The sequence below is a fragment of the Curtobacterium sp. SGAir0471 genome, assembly GCF_005490985.1.
Taxonomy (GTDB): Bacteria; Actinomycetota; Actinomycetes; order Actinomycetales; family Microbacteriaceae; genus Curtobacterium.
Genome location: NZ_CP027869.1, coordinates 2,065,668 through 2,081,750 on the forward strand (window position 1 = coordinate 2,065,668; position 16,083 = coordinate 2,081,750).

At 72.0% G+C, this 16,083-nt stretch carries 15 protein-coding genes; 7 read left to right on the forward strand and 8 right to left on the reverse strand.

Annotated features, from left to right (window positions below; genetic code table 11):
• Window positions 1–207: 207 nt before the first annotated feature.
• Complete coding sequence (locus tag C1N91_RS09565) at window positions 208–387, reverse strand: hypothetical protein (protein ID WP_137767534.1); 180 nt, start codon at window positions 385–387, stop codon at window positions 208–210.
• Window positions 388–524: 137 nt separating this feature from the next.
• Between C1N91_RS09565 and C1N91_RS09570 the strand changes: the two genes are divergently transcribed.
• Complete coding sequence (locus C1N91_RS09570; RefSeq protein ID WP_137767535.1) at window positions 525–704, forward strand: hypothetical protein; 180 nt, start codon at window positions 525–527, stop codon at window positions 702–704.
• Between the two features lie 10 nt (window positions 705–714).
• Here the strand turns inward: C1N91_RS09570 and C1N91_RS09575 are convergent, their stop codons facing one another.
• Both C1N91_RS09575 and C1N91_RS09580 read right to left on the reverse strand, forming a co-directional pair.
• On the reverse strand, window positions 715–1,023 hold the full coding sequence (locus tag C1N91_RS09575) for a thiamine-binding protein (protein ID WP_137767536.1): 309 nt from the start codon (window positions 1,021–1,023) through the stop codon (window positions 715–717).
• A complete protein-coding gene (locus C1N91_RS09580) occupies window positions 1,020–2,375 on the reverse strand; it encodes a glycosyltransferase 87 family protein (RefSeq protein ID WP_137767537.1) in 1,356 nt (451 codons plus the stop codon). The genes C1N91_RS09575 and C1N91_RS09580 overlap by 4 nt, the downstream gene beginning before the upstream one ends.
• Before the next feature lie 61 nt (window positions 2,376–2,436).
• On the opposite strand from C1N91_RS09580, the gene C1N91_RS09585 reads away from it, so the two are divergent.
• Window positions 2,437–3,153, forward strand: coding sequence for a YceI family protein (locus tag C1N91_RS09585; protein WP_137767538.1), 717 nt, complete (start codon window positions 2,437–2,439; stop codon window positions 3,151–3,153).
• 250 nt (window positions 3,154–3,403) lie between these two features.
• Here the strand turns inward: C1N91_RS09585 and C1N91_RS09590 are convergent, their stop codons facing one another.
• On the reverse strand, window positions 3,404–4,264 hold the full coding sequence (locus C1N91_RS09590) for an ADP-dependent NAD(P)H-hydrate dehydratase (RefSeq protein ID WP_137767539.1): 861 nt from the start codon (window positions 4,262–4,264) through the stop codon (window positions 3,404–3,406).
• 24 nt (window positions 4,265–4,288) lie between these two features.
• Between C1N91_RS09590 and C1N91_RS09595 the strand changes: the two genes are divergently transcribed.
• The 4 genes from C1N91_RS09595 (at window position 4,289) to C1N91_RS09610 (ending at window position 8,750) form a co-directional block, all read left to right on the forward strand.
• A complete protein-coding gene (locus C1N91_RS09595) occupies window positions 4,289–4,927 on the forward strand; it encodes an HAD family hydrolase (RefSeq protein WP_137767540.1) in 639 nt (212 codons plus the stop codon).
• Complete coding sequence (locus C1N91_RS09600) at window positions 4,924–6,006, forward strand: NADH:flavin oxidoreductase/NADH oxidase (protein ID WP_137767541.1); 1,083 nt, start codon at window positions 4,924–4,926, stop codon at window positions 6,004–6,006. Before C1N91_RS09595 ends, C1N91_RS09600 begins: the two co-directional genes overlap by 4 nt.
• 216 nt (window positions 6,007–6,222) lie before the next feature.
• The gene (locus C1N91_RS09605) at window positions 6,223–7,656 is read left to right on the forward strand and encodes a hemolysin family protein (protein WP_137767542.1); all 1,434 of its coding nucleotides are present in this window, start codon (window positions 6,223–6,225) and stop codon (window positions 7,654–7,656) included.
• Between the two features lie 23 nt (window positions 7,657–7,679).
• Complete coding sequence (locus C1N91_RS09610; protein ID WP_137768766.1) at window positions 7,680–8,750, forward strand: hemolysin family protein; 1,071 nt, start codon at window positions 7,680–7,682, stop codon at window positions 8,748–8,750.
• Window positions 8,751–8,938: 188 nt separating this feature from the next.
• Here the strand turns inward: C1N91_RS09610 and C1N91_RS09615 are convergent, their stop codons facing one another.
• Window positions 8,939–10,378: a GuaB1 family IMP dehydrogenase-related protein gene (locus C1N91_RS09615; protein ID WP_137767543.1), complete on the reverse strand. Its 1,440-nt coding sequence runs from the start codon at window positions 10,376–10,378 to the stop codon at window positions 8,939–8,941.
• Between the two features lie 255 nt (window positions 10,379–10,633).
• On the opposite strand from C1N91_RS09615, the gene C1N91_RS09620 reads away from it, so the two are divergent.
• On the forward strand, window positions 10,634–14,410 hold the full coding sequence (locus C1N91_RS09620; protein WP_175415982.1) for a multifunctional oxoglutarate decarboxylase/oxoglutarate dehydrogenase thiamine pyrophosphate-binding subunit/dihydrolipoyllysine-residue succinyltransferase subunit: 3,777 nt from the start codon (window positions 10,634–10,636) through the stop codon (window positions 14,408–14,410).
• A gap of 142 nt (window positions 14,411–14,552) precedes the next feature.
• Here C1N91_RS09620 and C1N91_RS09625 read toward each other — a convergent pair whose 3' ends face one another.
• The 3 genes from C1N91_RS09625 to C1N91_RS09635 are packed head-to-tail and all read right to left on the reverse strand — an operon-like array spanning window position 14,553 to window position 16,058.
• On the reverse strand, window positions 14,553–14,993 hold the full coding sequence (locus tag C1N91_RS09625; RefSeq protein WP_058729986.1) for a GNAT family N-acetyltransferase: 441 nt from the start codon (window positions 14,991–14,993) through the stop codon (window positions 14,553–14,555).
• Window positions 14,994–15,048: 55 nt separating this feature from the next.
• Window positions 15,049–15,291, reverse strand: coding sequence for a zf-HC2 domain-containing protein (locus C1N91_RS09630; RefSeq protein ID WP_058729987.1), 243 nt, complete (start codon window positions 15,289–15,291; stop codon window positions 15,049–15,051).
• Complete coding sequence (locus tag C1N91_RS09635) at window positions 15,288–16,058, reverse strand: sigma-70 family RNA polymerase sigma factor (protein ID WP_137767544.1); 771 nt, start codon at window positions 16,056–16,058, stop codon at window positions 15,288–15,290. Before C1N91_RS09635 ends, C1N91_RS09630 begins: the two co-directional genes overlap by 4 nt.
• Between the last annotated feature and the right edge of the window lie 25 nt (window positions 16,059–16,083).

The following is a 16,083-nucleotide window of genomic DNA, read 5'->3' on the forward strand; positions in this document are numbered from 1 at the left end:
AAACGGCGGCGGGATCAGTGACGGGGTCGGTCCGTGACGGGGTCGGTCCGTGTTCGGCGTCGAACGTCCCGAGCGCACCTGCAGTGGCCCGGTCCCAGCAGTGTAGACCGCTCCAAACGACCGACGGAAGACGCCGGGCCGAATCGATTCGACATCGGCGGAGGACGCCCGACCGGCGATCAGGGAGTCGCCACGGCGGGGCGAGCCTCAGGCCGCGCGGCGCTCCTCGTCCGCGGACCCGGTCGACACGGGCTCGGGCAGCTCGTCGCGGTGGACCCACCCGGACCCGCACTCGGTGCAGCTCGCCCAGGCGTTGCCGCCCTGCTCATCACTGTCGATGACGACCGTCTGCAGGTCGCAGTCGGGGCACCAGCCGTCGTGCATCATCACGCGCTCCTCGTCGTCGTCCGGTCCAGCTCGAACCGCCGTTGCGGCTCGACGGCACCCATGAGACACCCGACCACCGACAACACCGGGAGGCGCTCGGCGTGTCCTGCAGCTCCCAGCGGGCGTACGATGTCGGCATGGGGTGGTGGATCGTGACCGGTGTCGTCCTGCTCGCGGCGGTCGGGCTGTGGCTGTGGATGCACCACCTGACCGACCTCGGTTCCCGCTCGCGGCAGTACGAGGGCAGCGACCCCGAGATCGCCGAGGCACTCCGGCAGGCCGAGCGCGACCGCAACGCCGGCCGCATGTACCCCTGAGGACGGTCCCCTAGTCGCCGAGTGCCGCCGCGAGCCGCTCGAGCTTCCCGTCGATCTCCCCGGTGTGCCCGGGGCGGATGTCGGCCTTGAGCACGAGCGACACCCGCGTGCCGTAGGCGCCGACGGCTTCGGTCGCGCGCTTGACGACGTCCATGACCTCGTCCCACTCCCCCTCGATCTCGGTGAACATCGACGAGGTGCGGTTCGGCAGCCCGGACTCGCGGACGACCCGCACCGCTGCGGCGACCGCGTCGTGCACGGACCCGTCCGACGATGCCGAGGGACCACCGGACGGAGCGACGGAGAACGCGACGATCATGCGTCCATCCTGCCCCGGTCGACTCCCCTGTGCACCGGCGGCTCGACCGTCGACGCCGACGGACGCGCAGCAGAACGCGCAGCCGGACCTGCAGCCGGACGCGCAGCCGACGGCCGCACCGCCGGACCGCCGGGCGCCGGGGCCGACGACCGCCGGACGAGCCCCACCAGCACGACGACCGCCCACACGAGCACGGCGACCTCGAGCACGTTCCGCACCGTGAGCACGGACACCATCCACGGGCGCACCACGAGCAGCTGGTCGTAGAACCCCGGGTAGATGACCTGTGTCAGCAGGGCCAGGGGCAGCAGCCCGATCGCGACCGGCAGGAAGCGCCGTGCGCTCGGGTACCCGGCGACGAGCCCCCACACGACGGGGACCGCGTACCACCCGACGTACTGCGGTGACCCGACCTTGTTCACCGCGATGAGCGTCGCGACGAACAGCATCGCGAGGACCGGCGCGACCTCGGTCCGTCGGGCGCCACGCCGCACCGCGAGCAGCGCGAGGACCACGCCGCCGACCACGAGCAGCGCCATCAGCGGCGTCGACAGGGCCGCGGCAGCGTGGGTGCCCGCGCCGGACACCTCGAACGTCAGGATCTCGCGGTCGTAGTACACCGCCGCCCCGGGCACGCCGAGCGCCGCAGCCCACATGAAGGGCGTCGCGAGCGGCGCCTCGATCTGCAGTGCCCGGTCGCTCTGCTCGCCCACGAAGGACAGCAGGTGCGACGCTCCCCCGTAGAGCACGTCGACGAGCACGATCAGCCCGGTCACGACGAGGGCCCCGGTCACGACCGCACCCCGGTGTCCCCGACGCAGCAGTACGAGGACGCCGACGAGCGCAGCCGGCCACACCTTGGTCCACGCCGCAGCAGTGAAGAGCGCCGACGCGACCGCAGGGCGGGTCACGACGAAGGCGACACCGACCAGGGCGAGCGCGGTGGCCACGGTGTCGATCCGTCCGAGCGCGATCGGGCCGAGCGCGAGCAGGAACACGAGCCACCACCAGACGACCCGCACGCCGAACGCGCGGAACCGCCAGAGGAAGGCGCAGGCGACCGCATCGAGCAGCACCATGAGGGCGAGCCAGCCCGTCGCGATCGCGGCCGTACCACCGAGCGCCGCCGCGGCCATCGGCACGAGGGCGAACACCGGGTACACCCAGTCGGTGTCGACGCCGACCCACGAGTGGTCGATCCGCCCGACCTCGATCCACCGCCGGTAGGTGATGGTGACGTCGCCCAGCGGCTGGTTCGGCGCGGTCGTCGCGAGCCACCACAGCACGGCGTGGACGAGCACGAACACCACGGCGAGCGAGACGCCCTCGACCCACCGGAACCGCTGCTGCACCGTGCGAGCGTAGCGGGCGGACCCACAGGCTCCCCTGAGGAGGACGTGTCACCGTTCCCGGGTGAGCTCCGACCCCCGCCAGCGCCCCACCATCCGCAAGCCCCTCGTCTGGGCGGGGATCGTCCTGCTCGTCGCGGTCCTCGCCGTCGTCGGTGTCGCCGTCGGCACGAACGTCTACACGTCGGGCGAGAACGCCAAGGCCTCGGCGACGCCCTCCGTCGCCGCGAGTCGCGCTCCGTCGACGCTCGACACGGCCGACCTGGCCGGCGACTGGACCGTCGGCGGGGACTCCGAGGCCGGCTACCGCGTCCACGAGGTCCTCAACGGCTCCGACGTCACCGTGACCGGCCGGACCGACAGCGTCACCGACTCCGCTCGGGTCGAGGGCACGTCGATCACCGAGGCAACCGTCACGGTGCAGGTCGCCGACATCGCCACCGACTCGGCGCAGCGCGACTCGTACTTCCGCGACTCCGCCCTCGACGTCTCGGCCTTCCCGCAGGCGACGTTCACCCTGACCGCCCCGATCGCCGACGCCGTGCCGAGCGGGTCCGGCACGACCGAGGTCCGCGCCGACGGCGAACTCACGCTGCACGGCGTCACGAAGCCGGTCCGGGCGGACCTGCAGATCGGGCTCGACGGCGACGGCGTCGCGATCTCCGGCACGGTCCCGATCACGTTCTCGGACTTCGGGGTGCAGGCCCCCGACCTCGGCTTCGTCAAGGTCGACGACGCAGGCGCCGTCGAGTTCCTGGTGCACGCGACCCCCGCGTCCTGACGCGCCCGGAGCGGCCCCGTGTCCTGACGCGACCCGGCGCCGGACGGGAGGCACGCACCCGGCCCGCCCCGCGCCTCCCGTCCGCCAGCGGTCACGTCCACGACGTCACGCGCGTCGATCGACACGCGTCACGTCGGAACATGCCCGCGCATCGGATGCGGGCGCATGCTGCGACACTGCACGCGTCGATCGACGGGTGCGACGTCGCAGACCCGCACGGTGCGCGAGCGTCGGCGCCAGCGGCCCGCACCTACCCCTGCGCGTCGCCGTCGACGACGAGGTCTCGCATCACGCCGCCCAGCTGCTCGATCAGCGCCGTCATCGTGAACGGACCACCCCGCGACGCCCGCTGCGCCGCGACACCGTGCACCACCGCCGCCGTCGCCGCCAGGTGGGCGAGGTCCGACGGCGTCAGCGACGCGCCGGAGGCCTCGGCAGCGCCCTGCCTGGTGGCGACCAGCGCGCCGAGCACCCCACCGAGCACGTCGCCGGCACCGGCGGCCGCGAGCCACGGGGTCGCCGACGACGCCACGAGCCGCACCGACCCGTCGGGCGTCGCCACGTGCGTGTCCGACCCCTTGAGCAGCACCACGCTCCTGGTTCGCTCCGCGGCACGCAGCGCAGCCACGGCCGGGTCTCGTTCGACGGTCTCGCGCGAGGTCTCGAGCACCGGCGCGAGTTCCCCCGCGTGCGGCGTCAGCACCGCGAGCGGGCCGAGGTCGACGAGCGGGATCGCCCCGGCGTCCACCACGACCGGCACACCGTCGTCCGACGCGTGCCCGAACGCGTCCGCGGTCGCGGGGTCGAGCGCACCGAGGGAGTCGGCGGAGATGCCGGAGCCGACGAGCCAGGCCTGCACGCGTCCGACGCCCGAGACGACCTCGGGGCGCCGGGTGAGCACGTGGTCGGTCGCCCGCGCCGGACCGACGTAGCGGACCATGCCGACACCGCTGTGCACTGCGGCGTCGACGCCCATCACGGCCGCTCCCGGGTACCGGTCGGAGCCCGTCGCGACGCCGAGCACACCCCGGCGGTACTTGGTCGACTCGCCGTGCGGAGCGGTGGTCCAGGCGGCGGCGTCGGTCGGGGCGAAGGGGACGAAGTCGTTCACGACCGCCACGTTACGGTGGAGCGCATGAGCCTGTTCCTGCCCGGTCGCGTGGTGGTCTTCGACTACGGCGAGGTGATCAGCCGGACGCCGCACGGCGCGTGGGACACCCTCGTCGCGATGACCGGCGTACCCGCGGACGAGCTGCTGCCGGTCTACCAGGAGCTCCGGCACGACCTCGACCGCGGTGACCTCACGGTGCTCGAGTACTGGCGCGCGATCGCCGCCAGGACCGGACGGAGCTGGAGCGTCGCGGACGTCCACCGGTTCTGGGCGGTGGACTTCACCGGCTGGTTCGAGGTCGACCCCGAGACCTTGGCGATCGTCGAGGAGCTGCACGACGCCGGCACACGCCTCGCCCTGCTCTCAAACGCCGGACGCGACTTCGGCGACCCGTACCGGTGGTCCCCGATGGGGTCGATGTTCGAGACGGTCGTGGTGAGCGCGGAGGAGCACGTCCTCAAGCCCGACGCATCCGTCTACCGCACGACGTGCGAGCGCCTGGGAATCACGCCCGGGCAGATGGTGTTCGTGGACAACAGGGCCGAGAACGCCGCCGGCGCAGACGCGATCGGGGCGGTCGGTCACCACTTCACGTCGCCGGCCGGACTGCGGGCCTTCCTGCAGGACCTGGCGGCACGGACCACCGAAGGAGCACCCGCGTGACGCACGCCCTGTTCGACCCGATCACCGTCCGCGACCTGACCGTCCGCAACCGGCTCTGGGTCTCCCCGATGTGCCAGTACTCGGTCGAGCAGCAGGACGGCGTCCCGACGCAGTGGCACCTCGTGCACCTCGGCGGCTTCGCCAAGGGCGGCGCGGGAGCCGTCGTCGTCGAGGCGGCCGGCGTCGTCCCAGAGGGCCGGATCAGCCCGCAGGACGTCGGACTGTGGAACGACGAGCAGCGCGACGCCTTCCGCCCGATCGTCGACTTCCTGCACACGCAGGGCGCCGCAGCGGGCATCCAGCTCGCCCACGCCGGTCGCAAGGCCTCGACGTACCGTCCCTGGTCCGAGACCTCGGGCAGCGTGCCGGAGTCCGAGGGCGGCTGGGCGACGGTCGCCCCGTCGGCGGTCGCCTTCGACGGCTACGCGGAGCCGCGCGAGCTCGAGACAGAGGACATCCGTGTCGTCGCGCTCGCCTTCGCGGCTGCCGCCCGACGCGCGGTCGAGGCCGGCTTCGACCTGGTCGAGCTGCACGCGGCGCACGGCTACCTGCTGCACCAGTTCCTCTCGCCGCTGAGCAACCACCGTACGGACACGTACGGCGGGTCGCTCGAGAACCGTGCCCGGGCGCTGCTCGAGACTATCGACGCCGTCCGCGCCGAGGTCGGCGAGGGCTTCCCCGTGGTCGTCCGCTTCTCCGCCACCGACTGGGTCGATGGCGGGCTCACCGTCGAGGACACCGTGCAGGTCGCCCGCTGGGCCGCCGAGCACGGCGCCGACCTGGCCGACGTCTCAACCGGTGGCAACGTCGCGAAGGCGCCGATCCCGGTCGGTCCCGGCTACCAGGTCCCCTTCGCCGAGCGGGTGAAGCGCGACGCCGGCATCGGCACGATCGCAGTCGGCATGATCTCCACCGCGTTCCAGGCCGAGCAGGTCGTCGCCACCGGCCAGGCGGACGTCGTGATGGTCGGGCGCGAGTTCCTCCGCGACCCCGCCTTCGCCCTGCGGGCGGCCGCCGAGCTCGGCGTGCGCCTCGACTACGAGCCGCAGCAGTACCACCGCGCGCGCGTCTCGGCGTAGGCCGGTCCGCGCGACGCAGGTCGCGCCTCCCGTCCGGTCACCTCGCACCGGCCGGGAGGCGCGCCGCACTTCCTGTACGTCCTCTCGGCTCCGCCACCGCTCACCCACTACGATGTCAACCACTGTGGACGATCCTCCGAATTCCTCTTCGCCTTCCCACTCACCCGGCGCTCACTCGGTGAGCAGCCCCGCTTCCCCTGTGTCCGGAGGCGGAGAATGAGTCCCCTCGACGTCGTCATGCTGGTCGGCGGCATCCTGCTGACCCTCGGTACCGGTGTCTTCGTCGCCTCCGAGTTCGCGCTCGTCAACCTCGACCGCGCCGAGGTCGAGGCCCGGCGCGACCGCGGCGAGTCCGGCCTGGCACCCGTCATCGGCGCGCTCAAGGTCACGTCGACGCACCTGTCGAGCGCCCAGCTCGGCATCACGCTCACGACGCTGCTCACGGGCTACCTGCTCGAGCCGTCGATCGCAACCCTGCTCGAGGCGCCGTTCCTCGCGATGCAGCTGCCCGAGGCGGTCGTCGAGACCGTCGGCTCGATCGTCGCGCTCGTCATCGCGACGCTGCTGTCGATGATCCTCGGCGAGCTCGTCCCGAAGAACTTCGCGCTCGCGCTCCCGCTGCAGACCGCGAAGCTCGTCGTGCCGATCCAGGTCGCCTTCACGACGGTCTTCAAGCCCGCGGTCGCCGTGCTGAACGGCACCGCGAACGCCGTCCTCCGTTCGATGGGCATCGAGCCCCAGGAGGAGCTGTCGGGTGCCCGGAGCGCCGAGGAACTCAGTTCCCTGCTCCGCCGCTCGGCGTCCGAGGGCTCGCTCGAGCAGGACACCGCGACGCTGCTCCAGCGCACCATCGCCTTCTCGGAGCTCAGCGCGAGCGACGTGATGACGCCCCGACCGCGCCTGTCGACCATCCGCGTCTCGGAGTCCGCCGACGACGTCATCGCGCTCGCCCGTCGCACCGGCTTCAGCCGCTTCCCCGTCATCGAGGAGGACGCGGACGACGTCGTCGGCATCGTGCACGTCAAGCAGGCCGTCGCGGTCCCGCGCGAGAAGCGCCCCGAGGTGCCCGTCGGCGCCCTGATGACCGAGGCCGAGCGCGTGCCGGAGACCATGCCCGGCGACACCCTGCTGGCCGAGGTCCGGAGCCGCGGCTACCAGATGGTCATCGTCGTCGACGAGTACGGCGGGACCGCCGGTGTCGTCACGCTCGAGGACCTCGTCGAGGAGATCGTCGGCGAGGTGTCCGACGAGCACGACCGGGCACGGATCGACGTCGTGCGCTCCCGCGGCTGGCTGACCTTCCCCGGTCTCCTCCGTCCCGACGAGCTCGAGGACCGGGCCGGCGTGACGGTCCCCGAGGACGGCCCGTACGAGACCGTCGGCGGGTTCATCATGTCCTCGCTCGGGCGCCTGCCCGTGGTCGGTGACGAGGTCGCGCTCGACGACGGCGTCTTCCGCGTCGAGCGGCTGGACGGCCGCCGGGTCGACCGCGTCCGCTGGACCCCGAACCACCCCGACCCCGTCCCGACGTCGGGGAGCAGCACGACCGGCAGCACCGCGACCGGCAGGGCCACGTCCGGCACCACCGCCGCCGCGCAGCGCCCGGCCACCGGGATCATCATCCCCGCCACGAAGGAGGGCTCCCGATGAGCGCCACGTCCGTGCACGACGGCATGGTCGTCCTCGCCGCCGGTGAGTCCGCGTCGAGCAGCTCCGACTGGTGGGGCATCTTCTGGCTCGTCGTCCTGCTGCTCGGCAACGCCTACTTCGTCGCCGCCGAGTTCGCCGTCATCTCCGCCCGCCGCTCGCAGATCGAACCGCGAGCCGAGGCCGGCTCCAAGGCCGCCCAGATGACGCTCGCCGCGATGGAGCACGCCACGCGCATGCTCGCGACCACGCAGCTCGGCATCACGGTGTGCTCGCTCCTCATCCTCAACGTATCCGAGCCGGCGATCCACCACCTGCTCGAGGTACCGCTCGGGCTGACCGGCTGGAGCGTCGAGGTGATCGGAACCGTGGCCTTCGTGTTCACGCTGCTGCTCGTCTCCTTCCTGCACGTGGTGTTCGGCGAGATGGTGCCGAAGAACATCTCGTTCTCGATGCCCGACCGCGCCGCGCTGCTGCTCGTCCCGACGCTCTGGTACATCGGCCACGCCCTGCACTGGGTGATCGTCGGCCTGAACGAGACCGCGAACGCCGTGCTCCGGTTGTTCAAGGTGGAGCCGAAGGACGAGGCCGTCAGCGCGTTCACCGTGGAAGAGGTCCAGACCATCGTCGAGCAGTCCCGCCGCGAGGGCACCCTGACCGACGACGGCAAGCTCGCGATGGCGTTCGAGTTCACGGAGAAGAAGGTCAAGGACGTCGCCGTGCCGATGTCCGACCTGGTCACGCTCCCCGAGGACGCCACCCCCGAGGACGTCGAGCGTGCGGTCGCCCAGCGCGGCTTCTCGCGGTACGTGCTCGTCGGCGACGACGGCGACCCGACGGGCTACGTGCACGTGAAGGACGTCATCGACCTGCGCCCGGACGAGTTCGACGTGCCGGTGCCCCCGAAGCGGATCCGGCAGCTCATCTCGCTGTACACCGACATGGACCTCGAGGACGCCCTCGCGACCATGCGTGCCGCCGGCCGCCACGTGGCACGGGCGTTCGACGCCGAGGGGCGGACGACCGGCGTGCTGTTCCTCGAGGACATCCTCGAGGAACTCGTCGGCGAGGTCGAGGACGCGACCCGGCGGCGGTAGACGCGGCCAGGAGACGGACGGGAGGCGCGGTGCCAGCTGGCACCGCGCCTCCCGTCCGTCGTGCTGGTCGCGTCCGTCCGCACGGTCACCTCCGCGAAAGCGACGCACCGCCGCGAACCGTCAGCGGCGGTCTGTCGCTCTCTCGGAACAGTCCGGGCCGAACGGCCCGCAACCGCAGCCGCGCCGCGCTACCAGCTCACGGGGAGCGGCTTGCCCTCCTCGTAGCCCGCGGCCGACTGGATGCCGACGAGCGCCCGGTCGGTGAACTCGGCGAGGGAGGACGCCCCCGCGTACGTCGCCGAGCTGCGGATGCCCGTGGTGATCATGTCGAGCAGGTCCTCGACGCTCGGACGCTCCGGGTCGAGGTAGATCGTCGACGACGAGATGCCCTCGGCGAAGAGCGCCTTGCGTGCGCGCTCGTAGGGGTCGAGGCGCTCGAAGCGCTCCCGCACCGCCTTGGCCGACGCCATGCCCCAGCTCTCCTTGTAGGCCTTGCCGGCGGCGTCGCGACGGAGCACCCCCGGAGCCTCAAGCGTCCCGGCGAACCACGAGCCGATCATCACGCTCGACGCACCGGCTGCCAGGGCGAGCGCGACGTCGCGCGGGTAGCGGACCCCGCCGTCGGCCCAGACGTGCGCGCCGAGCGACCGAGCGGCCGCGGCGGTCTCGAGCACGGCGGAGAACTGCGGACGACCGACGGCCGTCATCATGCGGGTGGTGCACATGGCGCCCGGCCCGACACCGACCTTGATGATCGTCGCGCCGGCGTCGACCAGGTGCGCAACTGCGTCGGCGGTGACGACGTTGCCGGCGACGATCGGCAGACCGAGTCCGAGCGCCGACACGGTCCGGAGTGCGCGGAGCATGCCCTCCTGGTGCCCGTGCGCGGTGTCGAGCACGAGCACGTCGACCCCGGCAGCGGCGAGGGCCTTCGCCTTCGCGGCGACGTCGCCGTTGATGCCGACCGCCGCGGCGACCCGGAGTCGGCCCTCCCCGTCGACGGCGGGCGTGTAGATGTCCTGGCGGATCGCGCTCGTCTGGCTGGTGGTGCCCACGACCCGGCCGTGCCGGACGACCGGGGCGAAGTCGACCTCGGCTGCCGAGAGCACGTCGTACACGTGCCGCGGGGTGCCGGCGTCCTCGGCGTCGATCGCCGTCGAGGGCCCGTGCAGCAGGTCGCCGATCGTGGCGTCCGCTCCGGCGGTGCCGAGTCGGGCGGCCGGCACGCAGCCGAGGTACTCCCCCGCCTCGTCGCGCACGACGACCCCGCGGCCGGCGACGGGCAGGAGCTGCTCGAGGGCCTCGGCGACGGTGGTGTCGGCACGCATGTCGTAGGCGGTGTCGAAGTCGACCGGCTGCTCCTTGACCCAGCGGATCGCCGCGTCGAGGTCCTGGAGGTGCATGTCCTGCGGCAGCACGCCGAGGCCGCCGCGGCGGGCCAGGGTGGCGGCGAGGCGCGGACCCGTGACCGAGTTCATGTTGGCGCTGACGATCGGGATCGTGGCGCCGGTGCCGTCGTTCGTGGCGAGGTCCACGTCGAAGCGACTCGTCACCCCGGACCGGCTCGGGACGAGGAAGACGTCGGAGTAGGTCAGGTCGTGCGTCGGCCGCGTCTCGTAGAACCTCATGGGTGCCACTGTACGGCTCCGCGGTCGCCGTCGGGCCGCTCCGAGCGAGCGCCGCTGCGCGACACCCGTCGTGCACCGCTCCGGTCCGGCAGACCGCTCCGGCCCGACACGCGCGAGTGCGGCCGGGAGGCGCGGCGCGCGTCCGACGGTCACCGAACGGTCGGCGCGGAACGGCTAGGCTTGCGGCCAGTGCGGAGCAGGGCTGCCCCGCACGACACACACGAGCATCTATCGACGGAGAGTGGGCGATCGGCTGTGTCGAGCCATCTGACGGGTACGGACGAGACCGCGGGCGAATTCGGGGCGAACGAGTGGCTGGTCGACGAGCTCTACGAGCAGTTCGTCGCCGACAAGGAGTCCGTGGACAAGTCGTGGTGGCCCGTGCTCGAGAGCTACCACCGCTCCCAGACCGGCGGAGCTGCCGACGGCTCCGCCCCGTCCGGCTCCTCGGCCCCCGCCCCCACGCAGTCGTCGGCTCCCGCCCCCGCGCAGTCACAGCCGCAGTCGATCACGCAGCAGCCCGCCACGGGTGACGCGCCGGCCGAGGCGAAGCCGGGCGGTCCGATCCAGGCGAAGACGACCTCGCGCCAGCCGACCCCGCAGCCGATCCCCGCCGAGGCCAACGACCAGGCCGACGACCACGAGGAGACCCACGAGGACGTGGCGACCCCGCTCCGGGGCATGGCGAAGACCCTCGCCTCGAACATGGACGCCTCGCTCACGGTCCCCACGGCGACCAGCGTCCGGACGATCCCGGCGAAGCTGATGATCGACAACCGCATCGTCATCAACAACCACCTGCGCCGAGCCCGCGGCGGCAAGATCTCCTTCACGCACCTGATCGGCTGGGCGATGGTGCAGGCGCTGCAGGACTTCCCGAGCCAGAACGTCTTCTACGAGGAGCGCGACGGCAAGCCCTTCGTTGTCGAACCCGCGCACGTGAACCTCGGCATCGCGATCGACGTCCCGAAGAAGGACGGCACCCGCTCGCTCCTCGTCCCGAGCATCAAGCGCGCCGAGACCCTGACGTTCGGGCAGTTCCTCGCCGCCTACGAGGACCTCGTCAAGCGCGCACGCGACAACAAGCTCACGCCGGCCGACTTCCAGGGCACGACCATCTCGCTGACCAACCCGGGCGGCATCGGCACGGTCCACTCGGTCCCGCGCCTGACGAAGGGCCAGGGGTCGATCATCGGTGCCGGTGCGCTCGAGTACCCGGCGCAGTTCCAGGGTTCGGCGACGAAGACCCTGGTGGAGCTCGGCGTCGGCAAGACCATCACGCTGACGAGCACCTACGACCACCGCGTCATCCAGGGCGCCGGCTCGGGCGAGTACCTGAAGAAGGTGCACGAGCGACTCATCGGCGAGCACGGCTTCTACGAGGGCATCTTCTCGGCGCTGCGCATCCCCTACAAGCCGATCCAGTGGGCGAACGACATCAACGTCGACCTGGCCCACCGCGTCAACAAGACGTCCCGCGTGCAGGAGCTCATCAACAGCTTCCGGGTACGCGGGCACCTGATGGCGGACATCGACCCGCTCGAGTACCGGCAGCGCACGCACCCGGACCTCGAGCTCGAGAACCACGGGCTGACGTTCTGGGACCTCGACCGCGAGTTCGTCACCGGCGGACTGGCCGGCACCACGACGGCGCCGCTCCGCGACGTCCTGGGCATCCTGCGCGACGCGTACTGCCGCACCGTGGGCGTCGAGTACATGCACATCCAGGACCCGGAGCAGCGCCGCTGGGTGCAGGGCCACATCGAGGTGCCGTACTCGAAGCCGTCGAAGGACGAGCAGCTCCGCGTCCTCGGCAAGCTCAACGAGGCCGAGGCGTTCGAGACCTTCCTGCAGACGAAGTACGTCGGCCAGAAGCGCTTCTCGCTCGAGGGCGGCGAGTCCACCATCGCGTTCCTCGACACCCTCATCCAGCACGCCGCCGGCGCCGGCCTCGACGAGGTCGCGATCGGCATGGCCCACCGCGGCCGCCTCAACGTGCTGACGAACATCGCCGGCAAGACCTACGGACAGATCTTCCGCGAGTTCGAGGGCTCGTCGCTGCCCGGTTCCGTGTCGGGCCAGGGCTCCGGCGACGTGAAGTACCACGTCGGCACCGAGGGCGTGTTCCGCGCGTCCGACGGCTCGAGCATCCCGGTCACGATCGCGGCGAACCCCTCGCACCTCGAAGCCGTCGACGGCGTCCTCGAGGGCATCGTCCGCGCGAAGCAGGACCGCACCCCGCCCGGCACCTTCGGCGTGCTGCCGGTGCTCGTGCACGGCGACGCGGCCATGGCCGGCCAGGGCGTCGTGGTCGAGACCCTGCAGATGTCCCAGCTGCGCGGCTACCGCACGGGCGGCACGGTGCACCTCGTGATCAACAACCAGGTCGGCTTCACCACGCCCCCGGAGTCCGCGCGCAGCTCGGTCTACTCGACCGACGTCGCGAAGACGATCCAGGCGCCGATCTTCCACGTCAACGGGGACGACCCCGAGGCCGTGGCCCGCGTCGCCGAGCTCGCCTTCGCGTACCGCGAGGAGTTCCACCGCGACGTCGTGATCGACCTCGTCTGCTACCGCCGCCGCGGCCACAACGAGGGCGACGACCCCTCGATGACGCAGCCGCTCATGTACAACCTCATCGAGGCGAAGCGCTCCGTCCGCACCCTGTACACCGAGGCCCTCGTCGGCCGCGGCGACATCACGCAGGAGGAGTACGACGAGGCGCACCGCGACTTCCAGGACCGCCTCGAGCGCGCGTTCGCCGAGACCCACGAGGCGCAGACCGGCACGATGCCCGTCATCACGACGGACGACGACGGCGCCGTGGACGGCCTCGAGCGCCCGACCGCGCAGCGTGACGACGCCGAGGTCGAGGTCCACGACACGGCGATCTCCGAGGAGCTCGTGCGGGCCATCGGCGACGCGCACAGCAACCCGCCCGCCGGCTTCTCGATCCACCCGAAGCTGCAGCAGCTGCTCACCAAGCGCACCGAGATGACCCGCTCCGGCGGCATCGACTGGGCGATGGCGGAGCTCATGGCGATCGGGTCCGTCCTGGTCGAGGGCAAGCCCGTCCGTCTCGCCGGCCAGGACGCCCGACGTGGCACCTTCGTGCAGCGCCAGGCGGTGTTCCACGACCGGGTGAACGGCCAGGAGTGGCTGCCGCTCGCCAACGTCGCCGAGGACCAGGCGCGCCTGTACATCTACGACTCGTTGCTGAGCGAGTACGCGGCGATGGCGTTCGAGTACGGCTACTCGGTCGAGCGTCCCGAGGCGCTCGTGCTCTGGGAGGCGCAGTTCGGCGACTTCGCGAACGGCGCACAGACCGTGATCGACGAGTTCATCTCGTCCGCCGAGCAGAAGTGGGGCCAGCGCTCCGGACTGGTGCTCCTGCTCCCCCACGGCTACGAGGGCCAGGGGCCGGACCACTCGTCGGCCCGCATCGAGCGCTACCTGCAGCTCTGCGCCGAGGACAACATGATCGTCGCGCGGCCCTCCACCCCGGCGTCGTGGTTCCACCTGCTCCGTCGTCAGGCGTGGGCGCGCCCGCAGAAGCCGCTCGTCGTGTTCACGCCGAAGGCGATGCTGCGCCTGCGCCAGGCGACGAGCCCGGTCGAGGCGTTCACCAGCGGGTCCTTCCGCGAGGTGCTCGACGACGACCGCGTGACCGACAAGGGCGCCGTCCGCCGCGTCGTGCTGCACTCGGGCAAGGTGCACCACGACCTCCGCGCCGAGCTCGACAAGTCCGGTGCGACCGACGTCGCCCTGGTCCGGCTCGAGCAGCTCGCGCCGCTCCCCCTCGAGGAGCTGCTGCAGGTGCTCGCGGGCTACCCGCAGGCCGAGGTCGTCTGGGCGCAGGAGGAACCGGAGAACCAGGGCGCCTGGCCGTTCGTCTGCATGAACCTCTCGCCGCACCTCGACGGCCGCCCGCTCTCCGTGGCCTCCCGCCCGGCGAGTGCCGCACCGGCGACGGGCTCGTCGAAGCGCTCGGCGGGCGAGGCCGCCGACGTGGTGCGGAAGGCGCTCGGCTGACCCGACGCACCCCCTGACGGACGATGCGCCCCGGTCCTCCGGGGCGCATCGGTCGTCCGGGAACGCGAACTCGCGTCCGGGCGCGGGCGCGGCGCGCGGGCGCGGGCGGCGCGTGCGCGGCGCGCGGGCGGCGCGGGCGCGGCTACCGGAGCTTCGTGTAGCGGACGCCGGCCTCGTGGTACCCGCGCTTCTGGTAGAAGCGGTGCGCACTGTCGGTCGCCGCGGCCGACACCGCGCTGAGCCGGTGGGCCCCTTGCTCGGTGGCCCACGTCTCGAACACGTCGATGAGCGCGGAACCGGTGCCGTGCCTCCTGGCCGACGGGTCCACGACCAGCAGCAGGAGCTGCGCGGTCGGCTCGTCGCTCGCGTACGACCAGGTCACCTGCGCGCCCGCCACCGCCACTGCGCGGCCGTCCTCGCCGCGGACCAGCCACGTGCGGTGGCCGGCCTCGGGGACCAGCCGCTCCAGCCGAGCGCGCATCGCGGGCTCGTCGACGACGTGCCCGAGCAGACGGACGAGGGCGGTGACGTCGGCGACGTCCGTGTCGGACCAGGTGGTGATCGACTCGGCGGTGAGGGTCATGGGGCGACCCTACCCAGGACGGGCGTCGTGTGACGACGCGCCGCCGACCCGGGCGTCAGTGCGTCGACTGCTCCACGCGGATGCGTGCGAGGATCTCCGTCCGGAGCTGCTCCGGCGCGGTCTCGGCACAGGCGCGCTTCACCGTCTCCATGAGGACGACGCCCACCCGGTGCTCGCTCGTGCAGTCCTCGCAGGACTCCATGTGCTCGCGGATGTCCGCGGCGTCCTCGCGGCAGAGCTCGTCGTGCAGGAACTCCTCGAGCTCGGCCTTCGCCTTCGAGCAGTCGCAGCCGCTCATCGTGCGTCCTTCCCGTCCGTGCGACCAGCGGCCGCAGTCGTCCCCCGGCCCCGCCCGCGCATCGTCGCCGTCGACGCTGCGTCCGGGACGATGCCGGTCTCGCGTGCGTGGTCCGCCAGGAGCCCCCGGAGGAGCCGGCGACCACGGTGGAGACGGCTCATGACCGTCCCCACGGGGGTCTTCATGATGTCGGCGATCTCCTGGTAGGAGAAGCCCTCGACGTCGGCAAAGTACACGGCCATCCGGAAGTCCTCGGGGATCGACTGGAGCGCGTCCTTCACGGCGGAGGACGGCAGGTGGTCGATCGCGTCGGCCTCGGCGGAGCGCGCGGACACGGACTGGGTGACGCTCTCGGCGCCGCCGAGCTGCCAGTCCTCGAGCTCGTCGATCGTGCCCTGGTACGGGTTCCGCTGGTTCTTGCGGTACGTGTTGATGAACGTGTTGGTCAGGATGCGGTAGAGCCACGCCTTGAGGTTCGTGCCCTGCCGGAACTGCCGGAAGGCCGCGTACGCCTTGACGAAGGTCTCCTGCACGAGGTCCGACGCGTCGGCCGGGTTCCGCGTCATCCGCATCGCGGCGCCGTACAGCTGGTCCATGAACGGCAACGCCTGGTCCTCGAACAGCGACCGCAGCTCGGCCTCGGAGACGGTCTTCTCGTCGGCGGGCTCGGCCTCGAGGGCGTCCGCTTCGCCGGACACCGCGTCGAGCTGCGCCTCGGTCTCCTCGACCAGGTCGTGCGGTGCTGCCTGCGGTTCGTCGGTCGTCATCACGGACGAGTCTAGGCCGAGGCCG